Annotated in this window: 12 protein-coding genes; 2 read left to right on the plus strand and 10 right to left on the minus strand. The window is 42.3% G+C overall.

Features of this window, described 5'->3' with window-relative positions:
* Window positions 1-24: 24 nt before the first annotated feature.
* Both AKG37_RS08945 and tagD read right to left on the minus strand, forming a co-directional pair.
* Entirely contained in the window at window positions 25-1491 is a 1467-nt protein-coding gene (locus AKG37_RS08945; RefSeq protein ID WP_060698480.1) for an alpha-glucosyltransferase N-terminal domain-containing protein, read from the minus strand.
* A 96-nt stretch (window positions 1492-1587) separates the two neighbouring features.
* A complete protein-coding gene (gene tagD / locus AKG37_RS08950; protein ID WP_008343212.1) occupies window positions 1588-1977 on the minus strand; it encodes a glycerol-3-phosphate cytidylyltransferase in 390 nt (129 codons plus the stop codon).
* A gap of 359 nt (window positions 1978-2336) precedes the next feature.
* On the opposite strand from tagD, the gene AKG37_RS08955 reads away from it, so the two are divergent.
* Window positions 2337-3107 carry a WecB/TagA/CpsF family glycosyltransferase gene (locus AKG37_RS08955; protein ID WP_060698481.1) on the plus strand — a complete coding sequence of 257 codons (771 nt, stop codon included), beginning with the start codon at window positions 2337-2339 and terminating at the stop codon, window positions 3105-3107.
* Window positions 3108-3118: 11 nt separating this feature from the next.
* Window positions 3119-4303 (plus strand): CDP-glycerol glycerophosphotransferase family protein, encoded by a 1185-nt coding sequence (locus AKG37_RS08960; protein WP_078060993.1) that lies wholly within the window; start codon window positions 3119-3121, stop codon window positions 4301-4303.
* Window positions 4304-4320: 17 nt separating this feature from the next.
* Here the strand turns inward: AKG37_RS08960 and AKG37_RS08965 are convergent, their stop codons facing one another.
* From AKG37_RS08965 to AKG37_RS09000, 8 genes are all read right to left on the minus strand, one after another.
* The gene (locus AKG37_RS08965) at window positions 4321-6951 is read right to left on the minus strand and encodes an N-acetylglucosaminidase (RefSeq protein ID WP_060698482.1); all 2631 of its coding nucleotides are present in this window, start codon (window positions 6949-6951) and stop codon (window positions 4321-4323) included.
* 124 nt (window positions 6952-7075) lie between these two features.
* A complete protein-coding gene (gene manA / locus AKG37_RS08970; RefSeq protein WP_060698483.1) occupies window positions 7076-8026 on the minus strand; it encodes a mannose-6-phosphate isomerase, class I in 951 nt (316 codons plus the stop codon).
* A 148-nt stretch (window positions 8027-8174) separates the two neighbouring features.
* Window positions 8175-8996: a carbohydrate ABC transporter permease gene (locus AKG37_RS08975; RefSeq protein ID WP_060698484.1), complete on the minus strand. Its 822-nt coding sequence runs from the start codon at window positions 8994-8996 to the stop codon at window positions 8175-8177.
* On the minus strand, window positions 8993-9964 hold the full coding sequence (locus AKG37_RS08980) for a carbohydrate ABC transporter permease (RefSeq protein ID WP_149865073.1): 972 nt from the start codon (window positions 9962-9964) through the stop codon (window positions 8993-8995). Before AKG37_RS08980 ends, AKG37_RS08975 begins: the two co-directional genes overlap by 4 nt.
* A 56-nt stretch (window positions 9965-10020) precedes the next feature.
* Window positions 10021-11286 carry an ABC transporter substrate-binding protein gene (locus AKG37_RS08985; RefSeq protein WP_060698485.1) on the minus strand — a complete coding sequence of 422 codons (1266 nt, stop codon included), beginning with the start codon at window positions 11284-11286 and terminating at the stop codon, window positions 10021-10023.
* Window positions 11287-11389: 103 nt separating this feature from the next.
* A complete protein-coding gene (locus AKG37_RS08990) occupies window positions 11390-12808 on the minus strand; it encodes a response regulator (RefSeq protein ID WP_060698486.1) in 1419 nt (472 codons plus the stop codon).
* Window positions 12808-14244: a sensor histidine kinase gene (locus tag AKG37_RS08995; protein WP_060698487.1), complete on the minus strand. Its 1437-nt coding sequence runs from the start codon at window positions 14242-14244 to the stop codon at window positions 12808-12810. The genes AKG37_RS08990 and AKG37_RS08995 overlap by 1 nt, the downstream gene beginning before the upstream one ends.
* Complete coding sequence (locus AKG37_RS09000) at window positions 14241-15245, minus strand: sugar-binding protein (protein WP_060698488.1); 1005 nt, start codon at window positions 15243-15245, stop codon at window positions 14241-14243. The genes AKG37_RS08995 and AKG37_RS09000 overlap by 4 nt, the downstream gene beginning before the upstream one ends.
* Window positions 15246-15299 lie beyond the last annotated feature (54 nt).

Raw genomic sequence — 15299 nt, forward strand, 5'->3', positions numbered from 1 at the left:
TTCAGAAATCTAACCGTTATATGGCTATTTCACTTTCCAAGAATAGTTCCCTTGTTTCGTTTGATACGACCACCCATCGATTGACGATGGTTTATTGGTGAGCAGCTCCCCTTCTACTTCTAGACGCTGCAAAACCTCTTGAAGTTCTACTGTTTTAAAACGAATGTAAAAATCCACAAATTTCGTTTGATTGATTTCAATGTTTTTCTTTGTTTGAAAATGGCCAATTGGGAAGCTGACTAGATGGTTTTCGTCAATAGTTTGAGCGATAATTTCAGCTCCGTTCACTCGATCATATCCTGCGAAATCGATTTGCACATGATCCGCATGACTCATTTCATCTTTTACCTCGAGTTGAAGGTGAAGAACATGGTGCTCAGAGCTCAGATCACGCAAGACCCATTTCATGCGGTCCACAAACCTTCTCAATTCATCTTTACGTATACGGTTATCGAGCATCTGATGAAGTGCTGTATTCCAAGCCGGCATTTCATGAGATGACACATGATAGAAATAAGCTTGTTCTCCAAGCACCTTCTCAACATCTTCTTTATGCTTAGTATCCCCAAAGAAGACAGCATCCAATTGCTGTTTTCTTATTTGTTTAAATAATTCTCCATATTGAGAATAGATTTGATGCGGGTCTTCTTCATAATGTGCGTCATGCACAAATGCAGCATAATAAGTTGTTTCAGACTGCTCCATTTTAAACAGATGGCGATCTTGATCCCGGTCTTCTGTCATCATCAGTTTCAAACGGTCATTTTGTGATTGAATGCTGGATAGCCATAATTGCTTAATATCCGTCTTCTTTACAAATGTTTGAATTCCTGTTTTTTTATACCAATTAATATGCCGAACTGGATTCTTTTTTGCATCTCCAGGATAGATGATCTCCATATAGATGCTGCCGTCCTCTTTGATCAATTCCTCTAAGTAAAGAGCACCTGTATGAGGTACAAAGCTTTGTACTCTGCACAGAACGCCCTGCCAATTGTATTCTTCCCTCTTCACTAATTGCTGCTCTTCATTAAATTGGTCAACATAACAAATGGGGGAAGAAGGTAATTCATATCTCGTCACTTGAATCAAGGGCTCATTTTCTGAAAAAACGGCTTCATTGATCTGATGCGATGCTTCACCGGCAATACATTCTGAATAACGCCTTTTACTTCCGCTTTCCGGTAGAATATAGTGTTCAAATACATTCAAGATGTCAACTTGGCTAGGAAAGGACTCCTCCAAGCTGTGAATACGTTCTTTCATATTTACATCGTAATTCAACGTTAGTATTGCAGTACGTTTATGTTCATCAGCCAATGGCTTTATTCTTGCCTTTAAAGATTTCGCTAAGCTCTCATCCTGTGTTGGCACATCACCCATAATAAAGTAGTAGTCCATATCAGGCATGTCAACTGATGTCATTGTTTCTTGTTGTTCAGGTTGATCTAATGTGTGTTCAACTTTTTTCTTCATCCAATTTTGAAACAAAGGAAGCTCTCCTTAAAAATAATGATGGCTTGCTCATTGTATTTTACATGAAAAAGTACTTCTCACCAAAAGATAAGAAGTACTTTTTTCGATCTATTAAAGTCCCGCAATTTCTTCCTTAATTTGTGTTGTCGAGATGCCTTCTGTTCTCTTCAAGTACACGACTTCGCAATGCTCTTTTAAGAAATCGAATTTACCTTCCCAGTCATCTCCCATGACAAACACATCAATATCGTGCTCTTGCACATCACGGACTTTTTGATCCCAGCTGTTTTCTGGAATGACTTCGTCTACATAACGAATGGTTTCAAGAATCAGCTTTCTATGCTCGTAGCTATGGTAAGCTTTTTTTGATTTTTGTAAATTAAACTCATCTGTAGAGATGGCCACTACTAGGTAATCTCCAAGCTGCTTTGCACGCTCTAACAGCTTAATGTGCCCCCAGTGTAATAAATCAAATGTACCGTAAGTAATAACTTTCTTCATTGCAAACATTAACTCCTTTCTTCAATCCTTATTCGACTGCATCCGTGCAGTAATTTATCCTTAATCCTAATATCTTCGATTCGCTCTTCGGAATCTCATTATATCACAGCGCCCAACAAACGTTAAGCGGATGTAAAGACAAACTATTTCCAATTTATTGGGCGCAAGAGGAAAAGTCCGAAGAATCAATGTTTCACAAAGGAACACTGTGATAAATTGATGAAAATGTCATGAAATTTAAAGGTTTGTAAAGTTATTGTTAATATTTCATGGAGCATCTATGATAAAATGATGAATAGGCGAAGAATGAATTTACAATGAACGTTCATAGATAACAAGATAAAAAGGAGGTCTAAACGATGCAGACAGAAGTGGTCTCTAACCTTTCTTATGTAAACGGCGATTTAGATGAATTTATCAGCTATTTGAACGAGCACCACATTTCTCAAAAAAGAGGCGCCATGATTGCGACTGTCAATCCAGAGATAGGCTATGCCGTCATGAAGGATCATGCGTATCATCAAGTCGTCTCTTCTGCGGATTATGTGCTGCCGGATGGTGTAGGTGTCGTATTGATGTCACGCATGACCCAAAGCCCGCTTAAATCAAGAATTGCTGGCTTTGATGTCTTCATGTCTATGCTTGATCTAGCAAACCAGCAGTCTAACAGAATCTTTTTATATGGTGCGAAAAAAGAAGTGCTTGAGGCTGTTAAACAGCGGATTGATACGGAATATCCAAATGTGATTCTTGCAGGAAGCTGTGACGGCTATCAAGCCGATAAGCGTTTCGTAGCGAAGCAGATTGCACGCTCGAAACCAGATATGGTGTTCGTTGCTTTAGGTTATCCAAATCAAGAGAACTTTATTTATGAATACCGTCATTTATTCCCGCAGGCTGTTTGCATCGGTTTAGGCGGAAGCTTTGATGTATTTAGCGGAACGGTGAAACGAGCACCACGCTTGATGATTAAGACAAATACTGAATGGCTCTACAGACTGATTGTGAATCCATGGAGATGGAAACGAATGCTCAATATTCCTAAGTACGCTTTTGCTGTATTGAAAGAAAGCAAAGGAAAAAAACGCTACTATCCTGAGCAAGTAAAGGATCAGACGAAGCAGCTGTGAGAGACTGACAAATGATGAATATACGCTCAATGATCATTTCATGCTACGCAGCTTTCGTTTCTTTTATTGGATGGCTGATGAGCGGCGTGAAACCGCGTGAAAACCAGGTGACGCTGCTTGTTTCATTTCAAGAGAATGCGGCTGCTCTCATTGATACTTATCAACAACAGGCGAACATGACGATGAAGCTTACGGTCCTCTATACGAAGCATGCTTCCGTGATAGAAAAGGACGGGCCTCATCTGTCATTTCGCTATTTTCATGAAAAAAATCCTCTCCATCTCATTCACTGTATTTATACGATGTTTAAAAGCAAGGCTGTCGTGACGGATAATTACTTTCTCATGACTAGTGTACTCAGAAAACGTCCTTCGACAACCTGTATTCAAGTATGGCATGCTAATGGGGCTCTGAAAAAATTCGGGCTTGAAGATGCTTCAAATTCAGATAGGAGTCCACGTGATATTGAACGGTTCAAACGCGTCTATGCGTCTTTCGATTATATTGTTACAGGCTCAGATCACATGCGGGAGATTTTCAAAACCTCCTTTGGTGTCAGTGACGAACGTTTTTTACCAACTGGTGTCCCACTAACGGATGTGTACTATCAGCGCCCGCCTTCCTTGAAGCAGTATCATATTCCTAAAGGGAAAAAGATTCTGCTCTATGCACCGACCTATCGCGACTTTGCAATGGACGGTCTTGTCCTGCCTTTTTCAAAAGAGCAATTGCAAACAGAGCTGAATGGCGACTATATTCTGCTCGTCAAGCTTCATCCTGCGGTCAAACATTTAGCGAAAGCAGAAACAGACGGTGAATGGATCTTTGATGTGTCCGATCAGCCGCTCTATCCATTGCTTTGTGCTTGTGATGTCCTGATAACAGATTACTCGTCGATTGTGTTTGAATATGCGCTGCTTGAAAAGCCTGTCTTGTTCTTTACTTATGACTTAGAAACGTATCGAGAAAAACGAGGCTTAGTTGATCAGTATGAAGACATCATTCCTGGCAAGGCTTGCGTCACTCAAGACATGCTCTTGCAAGAGCTTCTGCATCTAAACGCATCAGCCAATAGAGAACGAATCAAAACCTTTGCTGAGGAATGGAACCAATATTCAAAGGGACAATCAAGTCAGCAGCTCCTATCCTTTATTGAACAGCAGCTCTTACACAAAAAACGTCCGGCTTCTCATTAGGAAGCACGGACGTTTTTTTATTTGTTATAAACCGGAATATCGTAATACAGGGTATAGTTATCAAGCAGGTTATACAAACTATACATACGAGTGACTTGCTTATATGCCCAGCCAATATCTGTTGCATATTGATGAGTGGCTGAAGCAGACCAGCGCATTTTATAAATCGTATCTTGTTTGTATGTCGCATTATTGATGTAGCTGTTGCCAATGAATTTGGCCCCGCCAATAATGGCGGCCTCTGGCGTGAACCATTGCTGTTCATATGCATATTTTGCCCCGAGATAATTCGGGTTGCTGTCGTATGCGCCAATGCCATACATGTTATATACTTTCTTTCCATTAAACATTGTACCGTTCGCTAAAATGGAACTTCCGTTACCTGTTTCAAGCAGCGCATGAGAAATGAGATAGATTTCGTTAATATGATACGTTTTCGCTGCTGTAATAAAGGCTTGTCCTTTACCCGCAAGAATCCCTTTGCCTGCTAAAATCTTTGTATTAACTTCTGCCGGATCAAGATTTGCAGCTTCAGAGAGTTTCAGAAATTGAAAATAGGATTTAGTGCCCTCAACAATATTGGCTGGATCTACATATTTTTGCACCTCTGCGGAACTTGCATTTCTCCAGCCAAGGTTGATCTTGATCCAGTTTCCTTCTTTTCCGAGCTGCTTCACTTTTGTTCCTTTATTCAGCTGTGCCACAATGTTGCTTGAAGAGCTTGAATCAGGTGTAGAACGGACATTTAAACCGTCCGTATTCACAGTTGACGTTGCCGTGTCTACATAAGGTGCATAAACATAAGCTGCACCGTCAGTCTGTGGCGACACCTTCATTTGTTTGTTCACCATCTCATTGACCGTGAGGTTGTAGTTCGTTTGCATGACCATTGGGCCATTTTTAATTTTTACAGCTGTGGCTGTCCAGCCATATTGGCTTTTCACAAAAGAAATGGCATCATTTACAGTTTGTAATCCTGTAAATTGCTGCGTCAAGTTGATTTTATAAGTTGGTTTCGTTGTTGTGGTATACGCAGCTGTTTCATTCCGTTTTTTGAAAAATGCGATGCCTTTGTCACGCAATGCAGCTGTTGAGATGACACCTGTTTTGATCTGATATTGACTATAATCAGTTGCACCTGTTTTTTGAGTAGCTGCCTTCATTTTTTGTTTTGTCAAATAGCTGATTGCTTGATTCAGTTTTGTCTGATTCACTGTCGGCTCTGTCGTGATACGGTATTGCTTGACCGCTTCTGTCAGCGTTTTTGTACTGCTGGCAACACCATTTTTCTTGATGATGTCTTGAGCCTGCTTGACTTTACTTTGGTCAAATACAGGTGTTGTCTTGAGACTATATGTTTTGCTGACAGCTTGTCCCTTACCTGTTGTGATGCTGCTTGTCATTTTTTGCGATTTTAAGTATGCGGCACCTTTATCTACTTTCGCTTTGTCCACTGCTTGATTGACGACAAGTCGATATGTGCTGTCAGATACCTTGCCTGTTTTTTTCGTTGTCGCAGATACCTTTTTCTTTTTGAAGAAATCCGATGCTTTTTTCGCTTGAACATCTCCTAAAAGGTTTCCTGTCACTACTTGGTATGGCTGTGTAGAAGAGATCTTTTTGGACGTGTAGCGCCATTTCTTTTTCTTGAAAAAGGCTACCGTTTTTGCGTAAGCTGTATCGTTTAATTGATTAAGCTTCACGATATAATTTTTTGTTTTCCCCACTCGCTGCACAGTACCTGCAGCACCGGTTTGTTTCTTAATCTGAGCTGCAGCTGAAGCGGCTTGTTTGTTGTCTTTGAAATAGCCCGATTCCATGCTGTAGACATTTTTTAAGGCGCCTGTCTTTTGAATCTTCCCGCTGATCTTTGCTTCTTTTTGCAGCTGGGTTAAAAGCGTCTGCGCTTTCGACTGGTTGGCTTGCGCAGCAGATGTAACAATGTAATACGGCTTGCCTGCCGTCACTGTTTGAAGCGCTGGTTTTAAACCAGATGCCTTTTGAAAGCCTTGCAGGATGGTATTTGCCTTACTTTGTCCAACAACACCGCTTGAAATCAGCTGATACACAGTACCAGCTTTGGTTTCGGTTTGGTATGTACTGTTGACGCCTGCCTGCTTTTGTAATTCGGTTTGAATGTTTTTGACTTTCGTTTCAGAATCAATGGTTCCTGAGATGACCTGATAAGAAGGTTTGCTTTGATTGATGACTTCATAGGTGCTATTGAGCCCTGATGTTTTCGTTAGCTCAAGTGAAAGCTTTTTTGCCTGAGCTTCATCATTGACTGGGTCAGATACGACCTTTTGTAAAGGAAGGAGGCCACCTACTGGAGACACCGTACCGCTCATGCCCACCTCTTTTTTTAATGCAGCTGCACTTGCACTTGCTGCTGCTTGCGACTCATATCCTGAGGCAGTGAGCTGATAGGTCGTCGTATTTCCTGAAGTTTGATATGTCGCTGTCCAATTTTTGTCCTTCTTCAGTGTTTCCACTGCTTTTTTCACTTCTGATTCTGTTGTAAATACCTTTGTGGTGTTCATCGTGTAAATGGATTGATCGACATAGGAGGCTGCTTGCACTTCTTTACCTGTGTGGAATGTCATACCAAAGGCAGCTGCGAGTAACATAATCTTGATGGTTTTTTTCACGTTCCCTGTCCCTCTCTTAACTTTGCATAATAGTCTACTAATCTCTTTATCGACAAAAACAAGTACTCTTTCAAGTCGTTTATGCAATCGAAAAATAGAGGACTCACTCGAAGCCCTCCATTCCTTATATATGAGATACAATCAGTTCACAAGATCCTTCAATTGAGAAGCTTCCTGTTTCAGCTGGCAAGATAAAATGAGCTCCTTTAGGCAGTGGATATGTGTTTCCATCATGCTCTAAAGAGCCTTCCCCACTAATCACACTGCACAGCAAAAATGGATAATCTTGCGAAAGCTCTACTTTTTGATCAATCTCCCATTTATACACGGAGAAATATTCTGCTTCGACAAATGTTCGAATGGTGATTCCCTGACGTGTTTCAACTGATTCATCTGCATAACCGTCTACATGAGGGACCGTTGTGACATCAATGGCTTGCGCAAAATGAAGTTCACGTTCATTGCCATCCTGGTCTTTTCGTTCATAATCATATACCCGATAGGTTGTGTCTGAGCTTTGCTGCGTTTCAAGGACAAGCGTTCCCTCGCAAAGTGCATGAATGGTACCGCTTGGCACATAATAAAAATCACCAGGCTTAATCTTCACCCGCCGCAAAAGACCTTCCCAATCTCCACTGTTCATCATGGTTACGAGCTCAGTTCTTGTTCTTGCATTGTGCCCATAGATCATTTCTGCTCCTTCATTGCAGTCAATGATATACCAGCACTCTGTTTTTCCAAGCTCACCATTTTCATGTCTTTCCGCATAATCATCGTCTGGATGAACTTGAACGGACAAGTCTTGATTTGCATCTAAAATTTTGGTTAAGAGCGGGAATCGATCGCCTTCCATCCCTCCGAACAATTCTCTGTGATTGTCCCACAGTTCGATCAGCGTTTTCCCTTTATACGGTCCGTCTTGCACGACATTTGGTCCGTTTGGATGAGCAGAAATTGCCCAGCATTCTCCCGTTTGATCAGAAGGAATATCGTAGCCAAATTGATCCCTTAAGGCTGTACCTCCCCATATTCTCTCCTTCAATTCAGGCAGTAAAAAAATTGGTGACTGCTTCATTCAGAATGACTCCTCCCTTTTCTACCCTTTGATCATCCTTACCTAGTTTCATTGAAAACTAGTAAGTCTCAACTTTTATTATGACGCTATCTAAAAAGAAGTCAATCCTTTCAGTACACCTAATGAAAACGATATCACAAAACATGTTTTACCCTTTGACAGAGCCTGCGAGAAGCCCTTTGACAAAATATTTACCAAGGAGAATATAGACTAATAGTGTCGGCAGTGCAGCCAATATCGCCCCTGCCATTTGGACATTCCATTGCACAATTTGACTCCCTGATAGATTTTGCAGCGCGACCATCACTGGCTGATGCTCCGCAGTGGTCATCGTGACGGCAAATAAGAATTCATTCCACACATTGGTGAACTGCCAAATGGCCACCACCACAAATCCTGTGATCGAAAGCGGAAGAATCATGTGTCTGAAAATCCCGATAAACCCTGCGCCATCCATTTTCGCCGATTCAATCATTTCATCAGGGATGCTCACATAGAAATTTCGGAACATGAGTGTTGTGATTGGAAGTCCGTATACAACATGGACAAGCACAAGCCCTGGGATTGAATTATACAATCCGACTTCACGCAAAAATTGAATGAGCGGGATGAGAATACTTTGGTATGGAATGAACATTCCAAACAGCATCAATGTAAAAACGACTTCTGATCCTTTAAAGCGCCATTTTGACAGCACATAGCCATTCATCGCACCTAATGCAGCAGACAATAAAGTAGCAGGAATGACAAGATACAGTGAATTCATTAAATTGGGAGAAAGCTTTTCAAAAGCGATTTGATAGCTTGAAAAATCAAGTGTAGATGGAAGCGACCACATTCGCTCAAGGGTCACTTCACCTAATGGCTTTAAGCTTGTGACGAGCATGACATAGACCGGCATGAGAAAAAACAGACTGCACAAAATCAGTAAAGCATAGAGCACTGGGCGTACAAACCGTCTTGCGGTCATGATGATGCCCCCTTTCGGCTAGACAGAAGATACGGCACGATAAAGACCGCAACAGAAATCAGCATGACGATCGCAATGGCAGCACCGCCTGCATAATGATTTCCTCTAAAGGTCATTTCAAACATATATACGCCTGGTACATCCGTGACAAAGTTCGCACCTGGTCCTGTCATTGAATAAATCAAATCGAAAATTTTCAAAGAAATATGAGCCATGATAATAATGACACTTGCTGTAATCGGTTTTAAAAGAGGGAAAATGATCTTCCAGTAAATCTGCCACTCCGATGCGCCATCCATTCTAGCAGCCTCTCTCACTTCCTCAGGAATTCCTCTCAGACCCGCCAAATACATGGCCAGAGAAAAGCCTGTCATTTGCCAAACAGCTGCAATCACAACGGCAATCATCGCCGCAGGTACACCAAACTCAATTTTACCCCAGACAAATCCGGCCAATATGTTCGTATCCGTATACCACTTAGGCTGGATACCAAGCGTTTTCAAAAATAAATTCACCCCAGTTGATGGGTTTAAAATCCATTGCCATACGACTCCTGTGACAACGAAGGAAAGGGCCATCGGAAAGAAAAATAGATTCCGAAAAATAGATTCACCCTTGATCTTCTGATCTAGTAAAATCGCAAGTGCCAGACCAGAAACAATGACCGCTCCAATAAAAAAGAGAGTAAAAAAGACCGTGTTTCGAAGATCTGATTGAAAGCGGAAATCTTGAAACAGCATGACATAATTGCGAAGACCTGCGAAAGAGAAATCAGGAACAAGCGAGGTCCAGTTTGATAATGAAACATACCCTGTCCAGCCGATAAAGCCGTAAACAAAGATAAATAATAAAACCGCTGACGGGGCTAAAAATAGCAGCGCCAGCAGCTGGTCCCCATTCCACTTTTTCCGAACACATTTGACCTTGGGTGCGGGTGTTTTGGTGATCGGCGATGTGTCCATGCGCATGAAGCTACACTCCTTTTTAAAAAAGAGGCGGTGCTAAGTCGCCGCCTCCTTCGTCTTTATTTCATTGAATCTTTTAAAGATGACACAAACTGACTGCTGTCTTTTTGTGTCACGAAGATATTGACGGCTTGATTTGCTTTTGTCACAAACCCTTCTTCAGCAGCTGAGCCATGAGCAAGAGACGGCGCCAGCTTTGACTCTTTAAAGGCTTTCATCGCCGATTTTCCGTATTCATCATATTTTGATACATCTGCATCCACACGTGCCGGAATCGATCCCTTTAGCGGATTAAACGCATCCTGTCCTTCCACAGATCCTAAGACAGATAAGAATTTCTTCACGTTTTCTGGATGTTTGACCCCCTTTGGCAGCCCGAATGTATCAGTGATCACCATAAAGCTTCCCTCCGTACCCGGAGTCGCTACGTATCCGAAGTCTTGATTGACCTTCAAGTCTAAATCATTCACAAAGTATCCCTTCGCCCAATCGCCCATGACATTCATCGCAGCTTCCCCTTTTGCCACGAGCTGTGAGGCATCCTGCCAGTTACGTGAGCTGTGGTCATCATTGACGTATTCGAGCATGCGCCCAAAGATATCTGCCGCTTCCTTCACTTTTCCGTCGTCCATTTTCAAGTCGCCCGCCCAAAGCTTTTGATAATCATCTGCACCTAATACACCAAGCAGAACGCTCTCAAACAAATGAGTCGCTGCCCAAGGTTCTTTATCCCCAAGTGCAAGCGGCGTAATTCCTTTTTTCTTTAATGCATCTGCTGTTTTGAAAAATTCATCAAATGTCGTTGGCGGCTCTAAGCCTGCATCATCAAATACCTTCTTGTTATACCAAAGCACATTGCCTCGGTGAATATTCACTGGAACAGAGTAGATCTTTCCATCTTTGCTCACGAGATCAATCAATGATTCTGGAAATTTGTCTTTCCACCCTTCTTTTTCATAAAGATCATCCAGCGGCTCCATTTTACCTGCCGCAACCCAGCTTTCATTCAGCTCTGCCCCGCCGTGTACTTGGAACGTAGCTGGCGGATCATTTCCCTGCATTCGGCTAGTCAGTACAGCCTTTGCATTCGTACCGGCACCACCTGCGACGGCGGCATTTTCAATTGGGATGTCTTTATTTTTCTCTTCAAACAATTGAATGAGTGCCTTCAGTCCATCTTCCTCACCTGCACCAGTCCACCAAGAGAAGATTTCCAGCTTCTGTGCTCCGCCTTCTTTTTTTGCATCTGAGTTCGTTGATGAACTGCAGGCAGTGATAATAAGCATACAGAGTGCTAACAGCGTAAAGCCTAATTTAAACTTCATGATTGATCCCCCTATCCCCATTTTGTAAGCGTTATCAAAATAAGTATAATGGAAGATCCTTGCTTTTTTTCAGGTAAACTTCTTCACTTTTTTATGAAATTCTTCATTTTTTTACGACTTGTTTTCGATATTCCTTCGGTGAACAGCCAACCATTTTTTTAAATACTCGGCTGACGTAGTTCGGATCTGTATATCCTGCTTGATACGTAATTTCTTTTAAACTGAGCGTACTGTCTTTAAGAAGCTTCTTAATTTTATCCAGCCGGCAAGTTGTCACATATTCTTTAAACGTAAGACCGGTCTCGTCTTTAAAGCGCTTTGTGAAATAGGTTGGACTTAGATCGACATAAGCAGCGGTTTGCTCCAGCGTGATGTTTTCACAAAAATGCGTTTGAATATATCGTTTAGCCCGCTCCATGTCATTTACGGTCTGCGTTCTCGCTTCATACAGATCAAATAGATGCTCACAGCAACGGCGGCATTCTGATGCTGTGCTGATGGTCAAAATAGGCAAGTCTGCACGAAGTCGTGATTTTAGTAAAATGAGCAGCTCTTTTACTTGAGAAAGTGTCGCTCCTTCTAATTCAAAGGCATCATAGTAAGCAAGGGCATCCTCTCTTCTCCCTTCTTCCAGTGCCATCATCATGTCATCAGCAAGCTCAGGCAGGTGAATCAAGACATGAGATTGTAACGCTGTATTGTAAAAGCCATAACGAACAACCCCACCCTCCTTTTTTCGCTGATAATAAGAGAGCTTCGCCTCTGCTGCACTCTTTTGAAGGTGAAGCGGGTTCGACACGGGATGACCCATGCCTACAGTAGGGGAAGGATATTCATTTGTCATGGCAGCCCGAATGGCTTGCAGGACATCCGCCTTTAGCTGACCTGGCGATTGGTTGCTATAAATGAGGGATGTAAACAGCTCACCCCTCATTTGAATCGGCACTGTATGAAAAAGTAAGGTTTTCTGTAAATCAGCCAACAGCTGATCCCCGCCAGCCCGCTGAACAGCAATGACAAGACCTGATTCATATTCGTGAAACAGTTGTTGAAACTCTATGGAGGTGTCGGATTGACCTTGTATGACATGGGCTTCAAGCCACTTTGACTGCTGATCGGCCACTGCCGTCTCCCGTTGTGATGCCTCCTGCTGAATGTCTGCCGCAACCGCTCGGATCGCTGCAATGGTTTCGTCTTTGTCAGCTGGTTTGACGAGGTATTGTGTCACTCCTTCCTGCATCGCTTGCTTGGCATAATCGAACGTATCGTAGGCTGTCAGCATGATAAATTTTGTATGAGGACTGCTTGCTTTGATTTCTTTGATCGCAGTCAGACCATCCATTCCAGGCATTTGAATATCCATGAGCACAAGATGAATGGGCTCGGATTGCACGAATTCAACCGCCTTTTTTCCATTTTCAGCTTCTCCTGCTACATGGCACTCTGGAAGCCATTCTGTCATGAACTTTCGCATGGCTAGACGCTCTATTTTTTCATCATCTACAATCAATACGTTCAGCATTAAGGTCCCTCCTTTATTGGAATGGTCAATTGAATGGTGGTGCCTTCGTTTGGTCTTGATTCAATTTGAAGGGCATCCTGGACTCCGTAAAACAAGCGCAGCCTTGACATCACATTTCGAAGGCCGATCCCTGTCGAATGGCCTTTTCTCAGTGTGTTTGAATCTTTCTCTTCTTTTTCTGACAGCAATCTGCTAATCTCTTGTTCATTGATGCCCATCCCATTGTCCCGAATCCTTATCATCACATAGCTGCCTTCTTGATAGATCGAGAGCTCGACAAGTCCCTCTTCCTCCTTTGGTTCGACGCCATGAATAAAGGCATTTTCGACAAGCGGCTGTAAAGTAAGACTTGGGATGTGAACAGATAAACATGATTCATCTATGAACGTTTTGCACATAATACGATCGGCAAATCTTGTTTCTTGTATATGAAAATATTCTTTCACCACTTTCACTTCTTGTTCTAATGTAACGGATGTACCGAGAGTAGACAGCGAATACCGCATTAGTGTGGAAACGGATTGAATCAACCTTGATGTGGCTTCCGCCGATTCTAAGTAAGCCATGCGTGAAACGATGTTTAATGTGTTAAATAAAAAATGCGGGTTCATTTGGTTTTGCAGCGTTTTTAGCTTCATGTCTTTGATTTTTTGATCCAATGCCGCCTTTTGTTTGATCTCTTCAATCATCATTTTCATTTCTTGACGCATTCGTTGAAAGGCCTCATTTAAGACAGAAATTTCATCCTTTGAGGTGACGCGCAAATCCGCTCCATCAAAATTCCCTTCTGATACTTCTTTTACGCTTCGAGACAGATGGACAATCGGCCTTGATATCCCGCCGGCAATCATATACGCCATCCATAATGCGACCCCAATGGATAACACAAACAGACACAAGGTAAAAAACGCATAGGTTTGGTGTCTTTTTTGAAGAGATTGATAGAGGACCTGATACTCAGATAATTCATCATCAAGCAGTGTCATCGTTTGCTCTTGTATATAGGAGGAAACGGTTCTCACTTCCTTCACACTTGCAGCATATTCTTTGATTTCCCCTTCTTTTACATGTGTCATGGTCGCATCACTTTCATTCATGAGCGTCCGCATCATATATTGGTATTTCTCAATGGAGGGAATCTCAGCATGCAGTCCGGCATCCTTTCGCAGCGCCTGATCGTAGGATTTCATTTTCTGTTTTGATAAAAGATATTCTTTGGCAAACTGCCGATCCTTTTCAATCGCATACGCATTGACCTTTTCATACATCGTTTTCGCCTCTGTTGATATATCATTGAGCAGGAGAAAAGAACGAAAGCTTCTGCTATATTCTGATGTGATGTTCGAGCTGCTCCAATAGATAAAAAAAGCGGCCACGTTACCAAGGAGCACAAGGATTAAAAACGCTAATAACAGCTTACTTCGAATCCTTCTCACGGCTGCACCCCTTGCTTTCTGTCTGCTTGCTGCAAAGGCAGATCCCCGCGGCGAATCACACTCGTTCCCGTGTACTGGAGCGGTTCTTCTTTTTCACCTTTTTGCAAACGCACAAGTGATTCAACCGCTTGATAGCCCATTTCATAAGGATGCTGCACGACCACGGCATCAATTCTCCCATCATCAAGCGCCTGAATTGTATCAGGCAATGTATCAAATGCGAGCACATAGAAATCAGTGGATGGTCGATACTGCGCTGTTACTTGAATGATGCCTGCACCATCTAATGCACTTGTGCCATAAAATGCGGTCAGCTTCGCATGATCATTTAATAGCTTATAAGCGGCTCCAGATGCCCCTGATTTCGTAATGGCTGATTCTTCTATTCCAGCAATATGAATGCGTTTTTCAGCAGCAACGGCATCTCGAAATCCCTTGACGCGCAGCTTTTGGTGAATGGCATCAAGCCTGCCTGTGACAATTCCTACATACTGTTCGCCTTTTGTATCTGCGATGAGTGCCTGCCCTGCGATAAAGCCTGAATAATAATTATCCGTTCCTACATACACTTGACGCTTGCTCCCCTCTGCATCCGTATCGACGGTGACGACATCAATGCCTTTTTCCCTCGCTTTTTGAAAAAGTGGTTTGTATTTCTTCGCATCAAGTCCCTGTGTCATAATGCCATCAACATGCCCAGCAATGGCCATATCAATGGTTTTTAGATGATCATCCACATCCGCTTGCTTCGGTCCTAAATATTCAAGATACACGCGATGAACATCTGCCGCATCAGCAGCTCCCTTTTGTACAAGCTGCCAATATTCGTTATCAAGTTCCTCCGGTACAAGGACAAAATGATATTGAAAGGTGGACACATCCTTTTCGGAAGCGTTTTCAATTTTAAATAAATCTTGACCTAATAACGTTAAAAAGATGACTGATACCACACAAAATGTGAGAAATGCACCCATTCCGATCCACTTAGATAATGTCACCATAACCTCCTCCTTTCTCATATTTCCGCATAAAAAAAGAGCTGCTTATAAGCATAC

The sequence above is a fragment of the Bacillus australimaris genome, from assembly GCF_001307105.1.
Lineage (GTDB): Bacteria > Bacillota > Bacilli > Bacillales > Bacillaceae > Bacillus > Bacillus australimaris.